This window comes from Mesorhizobium sp. M1D.F.Ca.ET.231.01.1.1, assembly GCF_003999155.2.
Lineage (GTDB): Bacteria > Pseudomonadota > Alphaproteobacteria > Rhizobiales > Rhizobiaceae > Mesorhizobium.
This window is the reverse complement of sequence record NZ_RZOZ02000014.1, coordinates 135,815-154,441: the sequence shown is the minus strand read 5'-3', so window position 1 is coordinate 154,441 and position 18,627 is coordinate 135,815. Positions and strand designations below refer to the sequence as shown.

General features: G+C 64.4%; 19 protein-coding genes. 8 read left to right on the top strand and 11 right to left on the bottom strand.

What is annotated here, in order from left to right; all coding sequences use genetic code 11:
- Positions 1 to 9: 9 nt before the first annotated feature.
- Positions 10 to 804: an SDR family oxidoreductase gene (locus EN874_RS28500; RefSeq protein ID WP_127428041.1), complete on the bottom strand. Its 795-nt coding sequence runs from the start codon at positions 802 to 804 to the stop codon at positions 10 to 12.
- A gap of 193 nt (positions 805 to 997) precedes the next feature.
- Here EN874_RS28500 and EN874_RS28495 point away from each other — a divergent pair, with 193 nt between their 5' ends.
- Positions 998 to 1,462, top strand: a complete 465-nt coding sequence (locus EN874_RS28495; protein WP_127428040.1) for a MarR family winged helix-turn-helix transcriptional regulator — start codon at positions 998 to 1,000, stop codon at positions 1,460 to 1,462.
- A gap of 32 nt (positions 1,463 to 1,494) precedes the next feature.
- Here EN874_RS28495 and EN874_RS28490 read toward each other — a convergent pair whose 3' ends face one another.
- Positions 1,495 to 2,673 carry an MFS transporter gene (locus tag EN874_RS28490; RefSeq protein WP_127428039.1) on the bottom strand — a complete coding sequence of 393 codons (1,179 nt, stop codon included), beginning with the start codon at positions 2,671 to 2,673 and terminating at the stop codon, positions 1,495 to 1,497.
- A 195-nt stretch (positions 2,674 to 2,868) separates the two neighbouring features.
- On the opposite strand from EN874_RS28490, the gene EN874_RS28485 reads away from it, so the two are divergent.
- The 4 genes from EN874_RS28485 to carB all read left to right on the top strand — a co-directional run bounded on the left by EN874_RS28485 (position 2,869) and on the right by carB (position 8,534).
- Complete coding sequence (locus tag EN874_RS28485) at positions 2,869 to 3,225, top strand: helix-turn-helix transcriptional regulator (protein ID WP_127428038.1); 357 nt, start codon at positions 2,869 to 2,871, stop codon at positions 3,223 to 3,225.
- Positions 3,225 to 3,983, top strand: coding sequence for a metallophosphoesterase family protein (locus EN874_RS28480; RefSeq protein ID WP_127428037.1), 759 nt, complete (start codon positions 3,225 to 3,227; stop codon positions 3,981 to 3,983). The genes EN874_RS28485 and EN874_RS28480 overlap by 1 nt, the downstream gene beginning before the upstream one ends.
- A gap of 2 nt (positions 3,984 to 3,985) precedes the next feature.
- The gene (locus EN874_RS28475; protein ID WP_127428036.1) at positions 3,986 to 4,789 is read left to right on the top strand and encodes an SH3 domain-containing protein; all 804 of its coding nucleotides are present in this window, start codon (positions 3,986 to 3,988) and stop codon (positions 4,787 to 4,789) included.
- 241 nt (positions 4,790 to 5,030) lie between these two features.
- On the top strand, positions 5,031 to 8,534 hold the full coding sequence (gene carB / locus EN874_RS28470; protein WP_127428035.1) for a carbamoyl-phosphate synthase large subunit: 3,504 nt from the start codon (positions 5,031 to 5,033) through the stop codon (positions 8,532 to 8,534).
- A gap of 1 nt (position 8,535) precedes the next feature.
- On the opposite strand, the gene EN874_RS28465 is transcribed toward carB, so the two are convergent.
- The 8 genes from EN874_RS28465 to EN874_RS28425 form a co-directional block, all read right to left on the bottom strand.
- Entirely contained in the window at positions 8,536 to 9,744 is a 1,209-nt protein-coding gene (locus tag EN874_RS28465) for a branched-chain amino acid ABC transporter substrate-binding protein (protein WP_127428034.1), read from the bottom strand.
- A 107-nt stretch (positions 9,745 to 9,851) separates the two neighbouring features.
- Positions 9,852 to 10,316 carry a cupin domain-containing protein gene (locus tag EN874_RS28460; protein WP_127428033.1) on the bottom strand — a complete coding sequence of 155 codons (465 nt, stop codon included), beginning with the start codon at positions 10,314 to 10,316 and terminating at the stop codon, positions 9,852 to 9,854.
- 557 nt (positions 10,317 to 10,873) lie between these two features.
- Positions 10,874 to 11,431, bottom strand: coding sequence for a DUF4142 domain-containing protein (locus EN874_RS28450; protein ID WP_127428032.1), 558 nt, complete (start codon positions 11,429 to 11,431; stop codon positions 10,874 to 10,876).
- 79 nt (positions 11,432 to 11,510) lie between these two features.
- Positions 11,511 to 12,335 carry a carbohydrate ABC transporter permease gene (locus EN874_RS28445; protein WP_127428031.1) on the bottom strand — a complete coding sequence of 275 codons (825 nt, stop codon included), beginning with the start codon at positions 12,333 to 12,335 and terminating at the stop codon, positions 11,511 to 11,513.
- Entirely contained in the window at positions 12,335 to 13,249 is a 915-nt protein-coding gene (locus EN874_RS28440; protein ID WP_127428087.1) for a sugar ABC transporter permease, read from the bottom strand. The genes EN874_RS28445 and EN874_RS28440 overlap by 1 nt, the downstream gene beginning before the upstream one ends.
- A 122-nt stretch (positions 13,250 to 13,371) precedes the next feature.
- On the bottom strand, positions 13,372 to 14,634 hold the full coding sequence (locus tag EN874_RS28435; RefSeq protein WP_245513738.1) for an ABC transporter substrate-binding protein: 1,263 nt from the start codon (positions 14,632 to 14,634) through the stop codon (positions 13,372 to 13,374).
- A 396-nt stretch (positions 14,635 to 15,030) separates the two neighbouring features.
- Positions 15,031 to 15,528 (bottom strand): GNAT family N-acetyltransferase, encoded by a 498-nt coding sequence (locus tag EN874_RS28430; protein WP_127428030.1) that lies wholly within the window; start codon positions 15,526 to 15,528, stop codon positions 15,031 to 15,033.
- Between the two features lie 49 nt (positions 15,529 to 15,577).
- A complete protein-coding gene (locus tag EN874_RS28425) occupies positions 15,578 to 16,537 on the bottom strand; it encodes a lytic transglycosylase domain-containing protein (RefSeq protein ID WP_127428029.1) in 960 nt (319 codons plus the stop codon).
- Positions 16,538 to 16,712: 175 nt separating this feature from the next.
- Between EN874_RS28425 and EN874_RS28420 the strand changes: the two genes are divergently transcribed.
- The gene (locus EN874_RS28420; protein ID WP_127428085.1) at positions 16,713 to 17,282 is read left to right on the top strand and encodes a methylated-DNA--[protein]-cysteine S-methyltransferase; all 570 of its coding nucleotides are present in this window, start codon (positions 16,713 to 16,715) and stop codon (positions 17,280 to 17,282) included.
- Between the two features lie 23 nt (positions 17,283 to 17,305).
- Here the strand turns inward: EN874_RS28420 and EN874_RS28415 are convergent, their stop codons facing one another.
- On the bottom strand, positions 17,306 to 17,635 hold the full coding sequence (locus EN874_RS28415; RefSeq protein WP_127428028.1) for a hypothetical protein: 330 nt from the start codon (positions 17,633 to 17,635) through the stop codon (positions 17,306 to 17,308).
- Between the two features lie 275 nt (positions 17,636 to 17,910).
- On the opposite strand from EN874_RS28415, the gene EN874_RS28410 reads away from it, so the two are divergent.
- Positions 17,911 to 18,123 (top strand): cold-shock protein, encoded by a 213-nt coding sequence (locus EN874_RS28410; RefSeq protein ID WP_126088109.1) that lies wholly within the window; start codon positions 17,911 to 17,913, stop codon positions 18,121 to 18,123.
- A gap of 292 nt (positions 18,124 to 18,415) precedes the next feature.
- Positions 18,416 to 18,616 (top strand): hypothetical protein, encoded by a 201-nt coding sequence (locus tag EN874_RS28405; protein WP_127428027.1) that lies wholly within the window; start codon positions 18,416 to 18,418, stop codon positions 18,614 to 18,616.
- Positions 18,617 to 18,627 lie beyond the last annotated feature (11 nt).

Below are 18,627 nucleotides of genomic sequence, written 5' to 3'. Positions count from 1 at the left end.
GGCGGAGAACTATACCGCGTAGCGCGCCGCCGGCTTGCCGGCGAAAAGGCTGCCGTAGAACTGGTCCCGCGCGCCGAGATAGGCCTCCAGCCCGGCCGGATCGGCCAAGCCGGGCGCGGTGACGGTCTCGCCCTGGGCGAACCCGGCAAGCGCCGCGTCGACCAGGTCATCGGCGCTCATGATCCAGTCCTGGTTGATCCTGTCGAGACTGATCCCGGAGACGTCCCAGAACTCGGTGCGGATCGGCCCGGGCAGAACGACTTGCGCCCTCACCTTGGTGCCGGCGACCTCCTTCTGCAGCGCTTCGGTGAAGTTGACCACATAGGCCTTGGTGCCGCTGTAGATGCCGCCGACGGCGATGCCATAGGCGACCACCGAGGCGATGTTGATGATGGCGCCGCGGTTACGCGCCAGCAGCCCCGGCAGCACCGCGCGGGTCAGCCGCGTCAAGGCAACGACATTGACCTTGATCATCTGTTCGGCAGCGTCTGCGTCGGCGTCGGCCACCGTCTCGATGCCGCCCATGCCGGCATTGTTGATCAGCAGTGTCACGCTCTCGTCCGTCACAACCGCCTGCTCGACCCGACGCAGATCGGCGTCGATGGAGAGATCGGCGACGATCGTCTTGACCTTGCGGCCATAGGCATAGGCGAGCTTGTCCGCCACTTCCTGCAGCCGGTCGGCGCGCCGCGCCACCAGCACCAGATCGTAGCCCTGCCCGGCCAGCCGGTCGGCATAGACCGCGCCGATGCCCGAGGAGGCGCCGGTGATGACGGCCGTGCCCTTGTTGTCCTTCGTGCTCATAGTCCTTGTTCCTTTTCGTCCTGTCCGCACTTGCCAGGCGTCGGCGACACATCTAGCTGCCGCGCCTGTCCAATTTCAATTAGTGGCATATGCCACTTTCTTGAAGTAGGTATATGCCACTATCTTGTCAACGGCGTCGGCGAAAACTATTTCTGCGGCAGGGTGGCGCACGTTTCGCCGGCAAGGAGTGAATATGACCGAAGCTCAGCACCTTGGATTCAGCCGTTGCAACAACGCCACCTTGCGGCGCGCCGCGCGCAGGCTCGGCCGCTTCTATGATGACGCGCTGGCGCCTTCGGGGCTCAAGGGCACGCAGTTCGGCCTGCTCTACCAGATCCATGTCAGCAGCGAGCCGGCGATGGGCGCCATCGCCGAAGCGCTGATCATGGACCTGTCGGCGCTCGGCCACACGCTGAAGCCGCTGATCCGCGACGGCTATGTCGAGACTTTTGCCGACAAGGACGATCGCCGCATCAAGCGCGTGCGGCTGACGCCGCAGGGAGAGGTTAAGCTCGACGAGGCGGTCAAGCTGTGGAGCGCCGCCCAGCGGCAATTCGAGGATAAGGTGGGCGCTGAGCAGGCCGCGAAACTGCGCGCGGCGCTGGACGCGGTGGCCGCGCTGGATTTGGAAATGACGGCGGCCGCTCCTTCCATCTGAAGAAGCGGCCGCCGTTCAAGTCTGCGGCAACTCTATTCGGCCGGCATGGCGACCGGGCGGCCCAGCATCCGCCCGGCCAGCACGACACCCAGCCCCACGATCGGGAACATGGCGGCGATCACGCCGAGATCGGCGGGGGCGCCGAGGCGCAGCACGGCACCGCCGACCACAGCGCCGAGCGCGACGCCGAAATAGAGCGCCGAGGCATTGAGCGAGAGCACGATGGGAGCGGCGTCGGGGGCTATCTTGATGATGCGGCTCGCCTGTGCCGGCGGGAACGCCCAGCCGACGATGCCCCACGGCACCATCATGCCTATCAGCGCCGGCCCGGCGATCGATTGCGGCAGGAAGGTCGGGATCAGCGAGAAGGTGATCAGCATCGCAGCCGAGAGCGCCAGCGACCAGGCGACGGTGCGCGTCGCGCCGAAACGGTCGGCCGCCTGGCCACCGGCGATGTTGCCGATGACGGCGCCGACGCCAAAGGCAAGCAGCATGCCTGGCAGCGCAAGCGGGCTGAGACCGCCGCCCTCGATCGCCAAAGGCGCAATGAAGGCGAAGACGGTGAAGGCGCCGACGAGCGCCAGCACGGTCGTGACCAGGATCGGCAACACGCCGGGACGGACCGCCGCCGCCAGCCGGCGTTTCAGCGGCAGCCTGGTGCCGACGATGCCGCGCGGCAGCCGCCACCACAGGATCGCGCCGGCAAGCGCGCCGAGGCCGGCGATGGCGAAGAATGTGCCGCGCCAGCCGGCGATCGCCGCCACCAGCGCGCCGACTGGCGCGCCGACCGCCACCGCCACCGTGGTGCCGCCGACGACGACGGCGATGGCGCGCGCCCGGTGATGATCATCGACCAGCGCCACCGCCGTTCCTTGCGCGGTCGCCGCGAACAGGCCGGACGAGAGCGCCATCACGATGCGCGCGATCAGCAGCAATTCGAAGGACGAGCTTACCGCCGCGACCAGATTGCCGATGACGAAGAAGACCAGCGTCCACAGGATGACGCGCCGCCGGTCCCACTCGCCGGTCAGCGTCGCGAGCACCGGCGCCCCGATTGCGTAGGCAAGCGCGAAGGCGGTGATCAGCGAGCCGGCGAGCGGAACGGAGATGCCGGCATCGGCAGCGATATCGGGAAGAAGGCTGGAGATGACGAAGCCCTCGGTCGAGATCGCAAACGATCCGAGCGCAAGCCAGAAGATCCGCTTGTCCATGGGTCACGTGTCCTTAGTTCAAAAGTTATTGAACAATTGGACATGAAGGGTCATGATGTCAACGCAGCAAAGCAAAAATAGCTGAACCCTGCTGACAGCCCTGTGTCAGGACAGGGCAAAGATCGAGAAGCTGTGTAAACCGCCAACAGGAGGAGACGCGTTGAAGTTGGTCCCGTTTGTGCTTAATTCTGGCCCATGACCCTGCCCCATCCAACCGCCGATCAGATCAGCCTGCCGATCGTGCTCGCCGTGCTCGGCGACCCGACCAGGCTGGCCATCGTGCGCTTCCTCGCCAGCAAGGAAGGCGTGCCGATGAACTGCGGCAAGTTCCTCGACCTCGCCTCCAAGACCAACCTCAGCTACCACCTCGCCAAGCTGCGCGAGGCAGGCGTGACCCGCACCGAGGCGGCCGGCACCAGCCGGCTGATCACGCTGCGCCGCGACGACCTCGACAAGCGCTTCCCCGGCCTGCTCGACAGCGTGATTGCGGCCGCCGGCGAGGACAAGGCGCTGCCGATGGTCGGCACCGTCGACAGCGAAATCGAGGCCTGATGCGGATTGCCGTTCTCGCCGACATCCACGGCAACGTGCTCGCACTGGACGCCGTGCTCGACGATCTCGAGCGGCGCGGCGGCGCCGACCTCATCGTCAATCTCGGCGATTTGGTCTCCGGGCCTCTGTGGCCGCGCGAAACGATGGAACGGCTGGAAGCGCTCGGCCTGCCGACGGTGCGCGGCAACCACGACCGCCGTGTCGCCGAGGACCCGGCCGACGAGAAAATGTGGCCTTCCGACCGCTATGCGCAGGAGCGGCTGACCGCCGCGCAGCGCGAAGCCCTGTTCGCCTTGCCGCTCACGCTCGAGATCGCGCCCGGTGTCGTCACCTTCCACGCCAGGCCCGACCATGACGAAAAGTACCTCGCCGATGCGATCGTCGAGGGCCAGCTGGTGCGCGCGCCGCTCGCCGCGATCGAGCGGCGGCTGAAGTCGCTCGGCCCGGCCTGCCGTATAGCGCTGTGCGGCCACAGCCATCGCAGCGAGCTCATCCGCATTCCGGGCGGCCCGGTCGTCTTCAACCCCGGTAGCGTCGGCTGCCCTGCCTATTTCGACGATACGCCGCCCGCGCATGTCTCCGAGCAGGGCAGCCCGTATGCGCGCTATGGCATCGTCGAACTGGATGCGGCTTACCGTCCCGATCGCTTCGAGGCGATCGCCGTCGACTACGACCATGAAGCCGCCGCAAAGCAGGCCGAACAAGCGGGCCGGCCGGAATGGGCGCACGCGCTGCGGACCGGTTTTATGAAGGATTGAGAATGAGGCGCAAAGTTGCGCTCCGATCGACATTGCTGATCGCCGCTCCTTTGCTCACGGCCGCCGTGCCGGCCTTGGCCGAGGAAGCGCCGGGCACGATCATTTCGATCATCGGCGGCCTGGCGCCGGACGATCTCCTCAACATCCGCGCTACCGCTTCGCCGAGCGGCAAGATCGCGGCGCGCCTGCCGAACGGCGCGGCCGTGAAGAATTACGGCTGCAAGGACGTCGACAACTACCCCTGGTGCAAGGTCGAGGATACGCAGGGCGCGCACATCATCGGTTGGGTGCCCGCCCGCTATCTCAGCCCCAACAATCCGGCGCCGGCGCCGGAAGATGCCGCCGCGCCGGCGACCGACGCCAGCCTGCCCCGGGACGCCGACGCGCCCTTCGAAGAACCGCCGGACATCGCGGCGCGCCTGGGCGGCGCCGAGCCGGCCGAGCCGCCATCCGCCGCCGATATCAGCGTGACCGCCATGCAGGATGCCTATGGCCTCGCCTTCGCGGCCTCGGCAACGGCTGCATTCGACACCCCCGATGCCGAGGGCGGCATTCCCTGCGCGCGCCATGTCGGCCAGCCGATGACCCGTTGCGAAATGAGCGTCGCGCACGAGGGTGGCGACAGCGCCGTGACCGTGACCTGGCCGGACGGCGGCACGCGCGTCATCATCTTCCGCGACGGCAAGCCGGCCGGCTCGGACTCGCCCGACGAGTTCCGCTTCACCCGCGAGGGCAGCCTGAACATGATCCGCGTCGGCACTTCCGAGCGGTTCGAGATCACCGACGCGCTGGCGTTAGGGGAGTAGGCGTCAGGGAGTAAGGGAATAGGGGAATAGGTTTGCGCACGATCGAACTTTCGCCTACTCCCTTATTCCCTTACTGCCCTACTCCCCCACTGCCCTATCCCCTCATTTTCGGGGTTACATCCGCCAAAACTCTTCCCTATAAGGCCCTCCTAGCCTGATACCAGAATCGCAAGCACAACCGGCCGGGTCCTCCCCGCCCGGTTTTTCGTGCAAGCCGCTCGCCGAACGGAACCAATCGCCAATGCCAAGACGCACCGACATCAAGTCGATCCTGATCATCGGGGCCGGCCCCATCGTCATCGGCCAGGCATGCGAGTTCGACTATTCCGGCACCCAGGCCTGCAAGGCGCTGAAGGAAGAGGGTTTCCGCGTCATCCTGGTCAACTCCAATCCGGCCACCATCATGACCGACCCGGAGCTGGCCGACGCCACCTATATCGAGCCGATCACGCCCGAAGTGGTGGCCAAGATCATCGCCAAGGAGCGCCCCGATGCGCTGCTCCCCACCATGGGCGGCCAGACGGCGCTGAACACGGCGCTGTCGCTGCGCCGCATGGGCGTGCTCGACCGCTACAATGTCGAGATGATCGGCGCCGACGCTCACGCCATCGACAAGGCCGAGGACCGTGCGCTGTTCCGCCAGGCGATGAGCAAGATCGGCCTGGAGACGCCGCGCTCGATGCTGGCTAACGCCACCGAGGTCAAGGACGCCGACCGCAAGATCCACGAGGCCGAGCGCGCCGCGCTGAAGGCGGAACACCCCGAGAACCTCGACGCCGCGCTCGATGCGCTGGAGACGCGCTGGAACCTCGGCGAAGGCGACCGCAAGCAGCGCTACATCAGTCATGCCATGGCGGTCGCCGCCCAGGCGCTCGACCATGTCGGCCTGCCGGCCATCATCCGGCCCTCCTTCACCATGGGCGGCACCGGCGGCGGCATCGCCTACAACCGCGCCGAATTCTACGACATCGTCCAGTCCGGCCTCGACGCCTCGCCGACCACCGAGGTGCTGATCGAGGAAAGCGTGCTCGGCTGGAAGGAGTATGAGATGGAGGTCGTCCGCGACAAGGCGGACAACTGCATCATCATCTGCTCGATCGAGAACCTCGACCCGATGGGCGTGCACACCGGCGATAGCATCACCGTCGCGCCGGCGCTGACCTTGACCGACAAGGAATATCAGATGATGCGCAACGCCTCGATCGCGGTGCTGCGCGAGATCGGCGTCGAGACCGGCGGCTCCAACGTGCAGTTCGCTGTCAACCCGGCCGACGGCCGCCTGGTGGTGATCGAGATGAACCCGCGCGTCTCACGCTCGTCGGCGCTTGCCTCGAAGGCCACCGGCTTCCCGATCGCCAAGGTCGCCGCGAAGCTCGCCGTCGGCTACACGCTGGACGAGCTGGAGAACGACATCACCGGCGGCGCGACGCCGGCCTCCTTCGAGCCGTCGATCGATTACGTGGTGACGAAGATCCCGCGCTTTGCCTTCGAGAAATTCCCCGGCGCCGAGCCGGTGCTGACCACCGCCATGAAGTCGGTGGGCGAAGTGATGGCCATCGGCCGCAGCTTCCAGGAATCGCTGCAGAAGGCTTTGCGTGGACTGGAAACCGGCCTCACCGGCCTGGACGAGATCGAGATCCCCGGCATCGGCCACGGGCCTGCCGCCGCCAATCACGTCGACGATCGCAACGCCATCCGCGCCGCGCTCGGCACGCCGACGCCCGACCGGCTGCGCATGGTGGCGCAGGCTATCCGCATGGGCACCTCGCTCGAGGACGTGCACGCCATGTGCAAGATCGACCCGTGGTTCCTCGAGCAGATCGGCGGCATCATCGCCATGGAGGAGCGCATCCGCGAGCATGGCTTGCCTGAGGACGCCGCCAATCTGCGCATGCTGAAGGCGATGGGTTTCTCCGATGCCCGCCTCGCCTCGCTGACCAAGACCGACGCCGAGCACGTTCAGAACGCGCGCGAAAAGCTCGACGTTCATCCGGTCTACAAGCGCATCGACACCTGTGCCGCCGAGTTCGCCTCGCCCACCGCTTATATGTACTCGACCTATGAGACGCCGTTCGTCGGCGAGCCCGCCAACGAGGCGCGGGTATCAGCGCGGAAAAAGGTCGTCATCCTCGGCGGCGGCCCCAACCGCATCGGCCAGGGCATCGAGTTCGACTATTGCTGCTGCCACGCGGCCTTCGCGCTGCGCGACGCCGGCTTCGAGGCGATCATGGTCAACTGCAACCCGGAGACCGTCTCGACCGACTACGACACCTCCGACCGCCTCTATTTCGATCCGCTGACGGCAGAGGACGTGCTGGAGATCCTGCGCGCCGAGCAGGCCTCCGGCGAGCTTGTCGGCGTCATCGTCCAGTTCGGCGGCCAGACGCCGCTGAAGCTGGCGGACGCGCTGGAGAAGGCCGGCATCCCGATCCTCGGCACCTCGCCCGACATGATCGATCTCGCCGAGGACCGCGACCGCTTCCAGAAGCTGTTGCACAAGCTCGGCCTCACCCAGCCGAAGAACGGCATCGCCTATTCGGTCGAGCAGGCGCGCCTCGTCGCCGCCGAGCTCGGCTTCCCGCTGGTGGTGCGCCCGTCCTACGTGCTCGGCGGCCGCGCCATGCAGATCATCTACAACGAAGGCATGCTGCAGACCTATCTGCTTGACACCGTGCCCGGCCTTGTGCCGGAAGACATCAAGCAGAAATACCCGGCCGACAAGACCGGCCAGATCAACACGCTGCTCGGCAAGAACCCGCTTCTGTTCGACACCTATCTCACCGGCGCCACCGAGGTCGACGTCGACTGCCTCTGCGACGGCAAGGAGACCTTCGTCTCCGGCATCCTGGAGCATATCGAGGAGGCCGGCATCCATTCGGGCGATAGCGCCTGCTCGCTGCCGGTGCATTCGCTGCCATCCAACCTCGTCGACGAGCTGGAGCGCCAGACAGCAAGCTTGGCCCGCGCGCTCAATGTCGGCGGCCTGATGAACGTGCAATACGCCATCAAGGACGGCACGGTCTACGTGCTGGAGGTCAACCCCCGCGCCTCGCGCACCGTGCCCTTCGTCGCCAAGACCATCGGTCGTCCCATCGCCAAGATCGCCGCGCGCATCATGGCCGGCGAGACGCTGGAGAACGCCTTCGCTCATTACGGCGCCATGCCCGACCCGCGCAATCCCGGCCACATCGCGGTCAAGGAAGCCGTCTTCCCCTTCGCCCGCTTCCCCGGCGTCGACATCCTGCTCGGGCCGGAAATGCGCTCGACCGGCGAGGTGATGGGCCTCGACCGCGATTTCGCTCTGGCCTTCGCCAAGAGCCAGCTGGGCGCGGGTGTCGATCTTCCCCGCGCGGGCACGCTGTTCGTCTCGGTCCGCGACGAGGACAAGAAGGGCATCCTGCCGGCGGTAAAACGCCTCGCCGACCAGGGCTTCAAGGTCCTCGCCACCTCCGGCACCGCCCGCTTCCTCGCCGAGAACGGTGTGACGGCGGAAAAGATCAACAAGGTGCTCGAAGGCCGCCCTCACATCGAGGACGCCATCCGCAACCGCCAGGTCCAGATCGTCTTCAACACCACCGACGGCCAGAAGGCGGTGTCGGACTCGAAGTCGCTGCGCCGGGCAACGCTGATGCAGAAGGTGCCGTATTACACGACGCTGTCGGGCGCGGCGGCGGTGGCCGAGGCGATTGCAGCGTTGAGGGCGGGGAATTTGGAGGTGCGGCCGCTACAGGAGTATTTCGCTTAGACTATGGGGACTGGAAATCCATCTTGAGCGTGCCGTCTGCCCGCTTCTTCCAGACATACATCGTCACGTCAGGCTGAATCCGGTCTCCCCTGGCATCGAAGGTCAGCTTCCCCAACACGGTCGGAATTGGCTGACCGGACTTTATCGAGGCGGCAACAGCCCTTGGCGCTTGACTCCCTGCCATTTCGATACCCTCGGCCGCCACTTGGACCGCTGCATAGGACTTCAGCGTATAGTCTGCCGGCTCAAATCCTTGAGACCGAAAGCGCGCGACCACGTCCGCCGCGGAGGGATTGCTGCGGTCATCAAGCGAAAACGCGATGAGGACACCTTCCAATGCGGGTCCTGCTTTCCCTGGCAAATCGTGGACTAGAGCTCCATCTCCGGAGATAAACTGGACCTTTAACCCAGCTTCCTTAGTTTGGCGAATTATCGAGCCAAAATCGTCAGCAAGCCCAGCAAAGAAAAGAACATCGACCTTCATCAATTTGATTTTGTTGATAAGGTCAGAGAAATCACCTTGACCATATTTGATCTTTTTGGCCAGGGTTTCAGGATGGCCTTTTGCGCGCAACGCTTTCCTTGCTTTGTTCGCTAGTCCGTCACCATAGGGCGTACCATCGCTAACGATGGCAAGATTCTGTGCCGGAAAATGATCGGCCATATATTCGCCGGCAAACGTCCCTTGAACATCGTCGCGTCCTGCAGTCCGGAGAACATTCCAAAAATTGAATTCGGTAAGGCCGGGATTTATCGATGCGGGACTGATCATTAAAGTGTTGTTCTTGGCATAGATCATCGCGGCGGGAACAGAGTTACCTGAATTAAAGTGGCCAATGACAAAGCGAACTCCGTCTTTTGCCAATTTCTTTGCAAGAGTAATCGCGGTGGCCGGTGTATACTTATCGTCAAGGACGGTGAGTGCTATCTTGCATCCGCGTACTCCGCCTTTGGCATTGATGTCGTCTACCGCAAGCTGAGCGCCCCGCCGCATCTCCTCACCGTCGTACGCCCAATCGCCGGTCATGGGACCGACCACTGCCATAGGGATATCGGCGCATCCCGCAATGGCGAGCTGAGGCAGCGCCATAGCGGCAACGAACATCGCCAAGGTTAGAAACAGCGTAGTCGAAAAGTATCTCTGGTAACTTCGCGGGTTATCGATATTCGACGTAATTTGGTCGACGAATTTTTTAGGCCGCTTATTCATGAATCGCCCTCCCTATCCCTGGGGGATTTGAAGACGACTTTACTTCAAAGACAAGTGGAAATTACGCCGACTCGAAAATTGTCTGGTCTCGCCTTCTGTACGCATCCTCACCCCTGCCCCGAATACGGCATCCCATCCTTGTGCAGAAACCTTCCATCCGAACTCGGGCTCATCATGTCGATGTCGGAGCATGTGATGAGATCGTCCGGGTTGCGCGAGCCGATTTCCAGGTAGCGCGCCGTCACTGACGACCGGTGGATCATGTGGTGGCCGTTGCCGCTGTCCTTGGCGAAGGCAGCACTATCGCCTGCCTTGAGCAGAGTCTCGCCGCCGTCCTCGACCAGCGTCAGCTCGCCCTCCAGCACATAGACGAGCTCGTCTTCATGGCTGTGCCAGTGGCGCTGGCTCGACCAACCGCCGGGCGGCAGCGTCATCAAGTTGACGCCGAAATCCTGCAGGCCGCCGGCATCGGCTAGGCGGCGGCGGGTGCGTTCGGCGCAAGGGAGGTCGAAGGGTGGAGGGTGGCCCGAGCCCTTGCGGATGGGCACGGCGGACAGGTCGATCTTGGGCATGGATGATCCTTTGATTGTGCCGATGTTCCGGCCTGCAAGCGGCCTGCGCAACTGTTTGAACTTCCCCTCAAATGTCGGCGCCGCCCCTCATCTGCCTGCCGGCTCCTTCTCCCCGTGGAACGGGGAGAAGGAGCTGGCCGCGACGCCGGCGCCATTCTGCAACGCTGGTGATTGGCGAAAGCATCGGCGAGAGCGTCTTTCTCCCCGTCACTATACGGGGAGAAATGCCCGGCAGGGCAATGAGGGGCGGCGCCGGCGTTTGGTGGTGACAGTTTACCAGGGTCGGGCCCTTGAAAATCAGCCGAAGCAACTCGAACGTCGTCATCCACGGGCGGAGCGGGAGCGAAGCGGACGCGTAGACCCGAGGATCCATTCCGTAACCTCGCGCAAAGGGTGCAACGGAGCAGAATTCTGGATCGTAGAAACGCCTCAACGTCACGGAATGGATTCTATGGTCTGCGCGCGTCGCTTCGCTCCTTGCTCTGCCATAGAATGACGACGAACTAGACCTCGGCATGCGCCGAACGAGCGAATTTGCGTTCCCCGCAATCAAGACCTCACCCCTGATGCGCCACCGCCAGTTCCTTCACATGCTTCTCGTGCATCTTCAGCGTGGGCAGCGTCTTCTTGGCGAATTCCTTCATCGCCGGGTCGTCGCCCGACTTCGCATAGGTGCTGAACAGGGCGACGGCGTCCTTGTGCGCGTCCAGTTGCATCCGGATGTATTTCTGGTCGAACTCCTTGCCGCTGGCGTTCTTCAATTCGCCGAGCAAATGCTGCTCCTCGGGTTGCAGCGCAGGGCCGGCGGGCTTGATCGAGGCGGTCGTCTGGCCCTGGCTGAGCGCCGCCTTGAAGTCTTCGCCGGCCTTGGTGTGGTCCTCTATCATCTGCCTGGCGAAGGCCTTCACATCGGCCGACGCTGATTTCTCCTCGGCCAGCCTGCTCGACTGGATTTCGAATTCGTTGGCGTTGGGCACGGTGGCGACGAAGGTCTGCGTGTCGACCTTGTTCTCGGTCACCATCGGGCCGACCGCATCCGTGTCGTCCGACTGGGCAAAAGCGGCCGGCGCGCCGGCAAGCAGGGCGACGGCGGCCAGGGTCAGAAGCGTTTTCATCTGAAATCTCCGATCCGGTACAGCCCCTCTGCCAATTCCAACGCGATGCGGGTCACCGCGGTTGCGTCGGTGTCCGCGCCTAGCCCTTGACGCCGCCGGCGGTGAGGCCGGAAACGATCTTGCGCTGGAAGATCAGCACCAGCACCACCAGCGGCACGGTGACGATGACCGATGCGGCCATGATGTTGCCCCAGGGAATCTCGAACTGCGAGCTGCCGGACAGCAGCGCGATCGCCACCGGCACGGTGCGCTGCGCATTGTTGGAGGTGAAGGTCAGCGCGAACAGGAACTCGTTCCACGCGCCGATGAAGGCGAGCATCCCCGTCGTCGCCAGCGCCGGCCACATCAGCGGCAGGAAGACTTGGCTGATGATGATCCAGGGCGTCGCGCCGTCGAGGATCGCCGCTTCCTCGATCTCGACCGGCAGGTCGCGCACGAAGGTTGTGAGCACCCAGACGGTGAACGGCAGGGTGAAGATCATGTAGGAGAAGATCAGCGCGATCAGCGAATTGTAGAGGCCGGCCCAGCGGATCATCTCGAACAGGCCGGCCAGCACCGCCACCTGCGGGAACATCGACACCGACAGGATGGCGAGCATCAGCGCCGAGCGGCCGCGAAAGCGGATGCGCGCCAGCGAATAAGCGGCGGTGACGCCGAGCAGCAGCGAGATCAGCACGACGGCGCCCGAGACGACCAGCGAGTTCATAAGGTTGCGCAGGAAGGTGCCTTCGGTGAGCACGTTGCGGTAGTTGGCGAGCCTGATCGTATGCGGCCAGAGAGCCGCCTCGAAGAGCTCCGTTCCCGATTTCAGGCTGGTGACGATGGCGTAGTAGAACGGGAAGACGGCGATGAAGACGATTGCCGCCACCAGCAGGTAGAAGGCCGCGCGCTTCAGCATTGGCATCAGCGGCCTCCGTCCAGGCTTATCCGGGCGAGGCGGATGTAGGAAATGGTGAGCAGCGCAAGGATCAGGAAGAGCAGCGTCGAGGCGGCCGAGCCGTAGGCGAACTTGTCGAACTCGAACAGGTTCTCGCGCGCGAACACCGACATCGACTTGGTCTGCACATTGTTGGGCGTCAGCACATAGATCAGGTCGAAGATGCGCAGCGCGTCGAGGGCGCGGAAGATCACCGCCACCATCACCGCCGGGCGGATCAGCGGCAGGGTCACCCGCCAGAAGATCTGCCACGGATTGGCGCCGTCGAGCCTTGCCACCTCGATGATCTCGCGCGGCAGCATCTGCAGCGCCGCGAGGACCAGCAGCGCCATGAACGGCGTCGTCTTCCAGATGTCGACGATCAGCACCGCGACCATCGCCGTGTCGGCGCTGGCGGTCCAGGCGATCTTGGCATGGATCAGGCCGAGATTGATGAGCACGACATTGATGATGCCGAACTGGTCGTTGAGCATCCACTGCCACATCTTGGCCGAGACGATAGTCGGGATCGCCCAGGGAATGAGGATCGCCGCCCTGACGATGCCGCGGCCCGGGAACTCGGCGTTGAGCACCAGCGCGACGATCGTGCCGAGGACGGTCTCGCAGATCACCGAGACCGCCGTGAAGCGCACCGTGTTCCACACGGCGCGCCACCACACCGGGTCGACGAGCAGCCCGTCATAGAGCGTCCGGCCGCTCGGCATCGACAGCATCGAGAAATAATTGGCGAAGCCGACCCACTGGCGGGCGTCGAGGTCCGATAGCGAGGCGTCGGTGAAGCTGAAATAGACGGTGCGGATCAGCGGCCAGCCGGCAACCGCGGCCAGCACCAGCAGCATCGGCGTGAGGAACAGCCAGGCCGAGCGCACACGCTGCGCCATCAGCCGCGAGGACGGGCGCTCGGCAGCGGCCGCTCCCGGCGGGTCCGGCTTCGTCAGCACGGACCCGCCGGTGCCTGCCCTGCTGGCACGAACGCCGTAGCCTGCCCCCGCAGGCTCCGCGCTCACCAGCCGCTGCCCTTCAGCTTGGTCAGTGTCACTTCGAGATCGGCGAGGTTGTCGGCGGCGCTGCCTTCGCCTGACAAGGTCTTGTGCACGGCGGTCCAGAACTGGCTCGACGCCTCGTTGTACTTGATCTTCACCGCCGCCGAGGGCCGCGGCGCCGCGTTGAGGAACACTTCTTTCCAGCGCGGGATGATCGGCTGCTCCCTGGCGATGTCGGCATCGTCATAGAGCGCCTGGATGGTCGGCAGGTTGGAGGTTCTCAGCGTCCTATACTTCTGCATCTCGGGCGAAGCGATGAACTTGACCATGTCGATCGCCGCGTCCGGATTCTTGGAATATTTGGAGACCGCGAGATTCCAGCCGCCGAGCGTTGCGACAGGGCGCGCGCCTTCGCCCGCCGGCAGCGGCGCGACGTCGAACTTGCCCTTGATCGGCGCGTCGGCGCCGTTGCCCAGCGCATAGGCATAGGGCCAGTTGCGCATGAAGACCGCATTGCCGGTCTGCCAGACGCCGCGCGATTCCTCCTCCTGATAGGCGAGCACGCCCGGCGGTGCGATGGTGCCGATCCAGCCCTTGACCATGTCGAGCGCCGCCGCCGCCTTTGGATTGTTGATGGAGATGGTGCCGTCCGGCTCGATGATCTGGCCGCCGCCATTCGACATCACCCATTCCAGCGCGTCGCAGGTCAGCCCTTCATAGGCGTTGCCCTGGAAAACGAGGCCCCACATGTCCTTGTTGCCGGCGGCCCGTTCCTTGTCCATGACCAGCTTGGCGGTATCGGCCAGTTCCTTCCAGGTGGTCGGCACCTTGGCGCCGTACTTGTCGAGCAGGTCCTTGCGGTAATAGAGCGCCGGCGCGTCGGTGAAGATCGGCATCGCCACCAGCTTGCCGTCGACCGTCTGCGACTGGATGATCGAGGGGAAGTGCTTGGCCACGATATCCTTGGTCGCCGCGGTCAGGTCGACGAGCTGGCTGGCGAGCTGCGGCGCCCAGATCACATCGGTCTGATAGACGTCGATGTCGGTGTTTCCGGCGGCGAGCCACAATTTGTACTGGCCGAACTGGTCGGTCGTCGACGGCGGCATGACGACGATGTTGACCTTGTTGCCGCTCTTCTTCTCATACTGGTCGAGTATCTCGCGCAGCACCTTGATGCCGTTGCCGGTGTCGCCCGACACGATCGACAGGTCGACCGCGCGGGCTGGAACCACCGCGAACATCGCGCCGACTGCCAGCGCCAAGAGTGCATGAAAAAGCTTCACGGCGGTGGACCTCCCTTTGGAGCCGGCGACGGAGACTGCGCGCGTCGATCAGATGCCCACCCAGCACTTGAATGCGGAGCGCCGCTTTGGGTTCCAATATGAGCCATTCCGCATAAATCAGCAGCGTCCCGGTCCCTGAACGGACGCGGAAGATTGAGATCTGGCTGGAGGAATGGGCGGCGTTCAAACCAAAGCGGGCGAGCTCCGAAACCCGCCGCCCCGGAGCCCGCCTTGGAGTGGCTGACGCATGCCGGCACAGCCTCCTCCGACGCCTTGCCAGCGTCGATCCGCCGATCGGCCGCCCGGCACCACGACGCATTAGCATGTCCTAACGTCAGCCTGTGTGAAGCGGTTCACAATGCGGACGCGCATTCGGTCGTGCCGCCGCAGCGAACGCTATCCTTCCCAGGCGACCGGAACCATGCCGAGCCGCTCGTAGAGCCTGAAGGCGGCAGTATTCCTGACCGTGTTGGTCTTGAGGTCGACATGGGCGGCGCCCCTGTAGCGGAAGCTCAGGAAAACGTGCCGCATCAGCGCCTCGCCGATGCCGCGCCGCCGGGAGTCCGGATGAACGGCGAGATCCTTGACGAAGCCGGACGTCCAGCAAAGCGCGGCGCCTGTCAGCAGCCCCTTGCCGTCGATGACGAGGAAGCACAGATCCGGATCGAACTCGGCATCGCCCGAGATATGCTCCCACCATTCGTCGAACGCGCCTTCGGCGCCATCGTCGAACGCCTCGTCCAGCAGCGCATGCAGGGCCTGCGCATCCCTGTGCTCGAATAAACGCATGACGAACCCCTCCGGCCAATCCGGCGCGGTCAGGGTGGCGTCGAGAAGCTTGCGAAGGCGGATGTCGTTGGGGCCTGGCGGTCGAGGACCACTTTTCTCATGCATGTCGCGGCCCCGAAACTGCTACGCTTCCAGGCAGAGCCGGGCCCGATGCTCAGGCGCCTGGCTGGAGGCGGCGGCGGTCGACGCCGAGGCCCGTCTGCTCGAGCAGACCCTTGCGCTTGGCGTCGTAATAATAGCCGGTCTGGTAGAGCGTGTCGGCGCGCTTGGCGTTGCCGCCCGAGACCAGCCAGGCGCCGCGCAGATATTTGACCGCGTATTTGAGATTGGTCTCGGCGTCGAACAGCCCGCTCGCCGGCCCGTCATAGCCCATGCCGCGCGCCGTCGCGTGCTTGATCTGCATCAGACCCCAGTGGCCGTGATTATAGGCTTTCGGGTTGAAGGTGCTTTCGCGGTTGACGACATGGCGCACCAGATCGACCGGCACTTCGTAGATCGCCGAATATTTCTCGATCAGCCGCTCGATCTCGGCGCGCGGGCCCGTGGCATGCTGTTCGGGCTGGGCCGGTTGCGCAAGCAGCGCCGGGTTCTGCGGCACCACATAGGCGACCTGCTCAACGCCCGGCATGGGAGCCACTTTCGCCGACTGGCCGGTGACCGGCATGGCAACGCCGGCAGTCTTGTAAACGGCGGCCTGCTTGAGCGAAGCGGGGCCGGTCGGCGACGCGCCGGCCATCAGCACCGGCGGCGGCGGAAACTGGCCGGCGACAGGCGTCGATCCGGCGAACGCGGCGGGCTGTGCCGGCGGCGGAAATGCGGCACCCGGCTGCGCGGGCGGCGGCAATGGCGCGCCAGCCGTCGTCGCTCCAGGCGTCACCAACGCTGCGGCATTGCCGGTCAAAGCCGCCGTCTGCACCTGCGCGAGGCCGGAAGGCTCCGGCAGCACGGCCACTGTTTCGGGCAGCGCGACGGTCGGCGTGTCGTCCTCGACGGCCGGCGTCGAAGCCGCTGCAAGCGCGGGCGTGGCCTTCATCTGCGAGGTCGAAGTACAGCCGCTGAGGCCGGCAGCGGCAACGAGCGCGCCGATCGCGGTAAGGATGATTTTCGCTGCCAAGCCCTGCAGGTCCGATTGTCGGTTGTTAAAAAGTCCTTACACCAGCGATTCCAACCGGGCAATCGGGGCCGGTATGCAGGTTTCGGGTGGCGGGACTCGATGCAAACTGGAATATTGTTCCCTATCTGTACTGGAGATGTACCTGTTTTTCGCGATTTGCGAAAAGGAGCCCATCATGGAAAACGCATCACCGATCACGGCCGGCCACGCAGTGTTAGAAACAGTGATCGGCTTCATGGGCATTGCCTGGAGCGAAAAGGGCCTGATCCGGCTCTGCCTGCCTGAACGCAGCCGCGAAGCGGTCGAGCGCCGGCTGTTCCGTCATGGCGGTGTCTCGAGCGCCACCGGGCAGCCGCAATGGGTGGTCGAATTGATCGCGTCGATCAAGGCCTATGCGGCCGGAGAGGATATCGATTTCTCCGGCGTGCCGGTCGATCTCGACGGCGTCGACGATTTTCGCCTCGCCATCTACGACGCCGCGCGCAAGCTCGGCTTCGGTGAGACCACCACCTACGGCGAGCTGGCCAAGCGGGCCGGCCATTCCGGGCTCGCGCGCGAAACCGGTGCCGCCCTCGGCGCCAATCCGGTGCCGCTGGTCATCCCGTGCCACCGCATCCTTGCCGCGGGCGGCAAGATTGGCGGCTTCTCCGCGCCTGGCGGCTCGGCGACCAAGGAGAAGATGCTCGCCATGGAAGGCGTGCGCGTCGGCCCGCCGCCGGCCGCGCAGGCTTCATTCGGTTTCTGACAAGCTCGCCGAACGCGGATGTTCTAGTCTTGCGGGAAGAGGCGGCGCCGGAAATGCCGCTCGAAGTCCGGCCGCTTGCAGACATAGACGGGGCAGGACCTGCTGTCGGCACTGGGCACGTAGGCCCTCGACCTCACCTCGCCCATGTTGCAGAAGCGCTCGTCGCGCACATAGCGATCATAGAGCGGCAGTCCCGGCACGCGGCTCGACTGGTAGCGCAGGATGACGGCGCCCTGCCTGGCGATTGTCGCCTGCACGCGATCGCAGCTCATGCGTGTGGGGTCGTAGCGCGATACAGCCTGCGCCTCGGCGGCCATCAGCATCAGGCAGGCGGCAAGCAGAATTCTCTTCATGATCCTCTCCGGGAACAGCGAGCATCTCTTTTTCACCACAACGCACGCATGGCCGCAAAACTTCCATGCGATTGGGTCGCGCCTTAAGCGCGGTCGCCGCGCGCATCGGCAACTCCATCTTGTTTTCGTCCGCGAACCATACTATATCCGACGCATTGAATTTGGCCGATCGATCGGGCCTCGCGATCTTCGCGTTTGCTGACGTCTCCAAAATTTCGATACCACCGGCCGGGCTTTGGTCCGGTCAAACGAAGCAAATGTGAAGGGCATTTTACATGGCAACTGGTACGGTCAAGTGGTTCAACGCCACCAAGGGCTACGGCTTCATCCAGCCTGACAATGGCGGCGCGGACGTTTTCGTCCACATCTCCGCCGTCGAGCGCGCTGGCATGACCAGCCTCATCGAAGGCCAGAAGATCAACTTCGAGATCGAGCAGGACCGCCGCACCGGCAAGTCCGCTGCTGGATCTCTGAGCAAGGCAGCCTGATTTGGCTTAAGCATTTTGCAGCCGGGCGTTATCGCTTGGCGTCGCAAAAATGCGAGCAAGCAAAGGCGCGCACTGGGGCGAGAGCCTGGGGCGCGCGGCAAGTCACGGATGTACTGACGGTCGCGCGATAAGCGCGCCGGAGCGGAAGGACCCGACAAGTCGAAGCAGCGGATTGCTGCCGGCCCGGCCCCGACGCTCCCGATCAGGCTACCGGCACAGGAAGGCGGGCATTGCCCGCCTTTTTTGTTGCCTATCTTTGGCAGTGCTCTCCCACGCATGTTAGAGTCGCCACATGACCAAGCCCGAGCAAATCCAAGCACTCGTTACCGATCTTGATCCAGCGGAATTCAAGGCGTTTGCCGCCTGGTTCGAGGCGCTTCAAGCCGACTTATGGGATAAGCAGATCGAAGCCGACGCCAAGGCCGGCCGGCTGGATAAGCTTGCCGAGCAGGCGTTAGCTGAAATTTGGGCCGGAAAGCTTCGACCTCTTTAGTTGTTGCACCC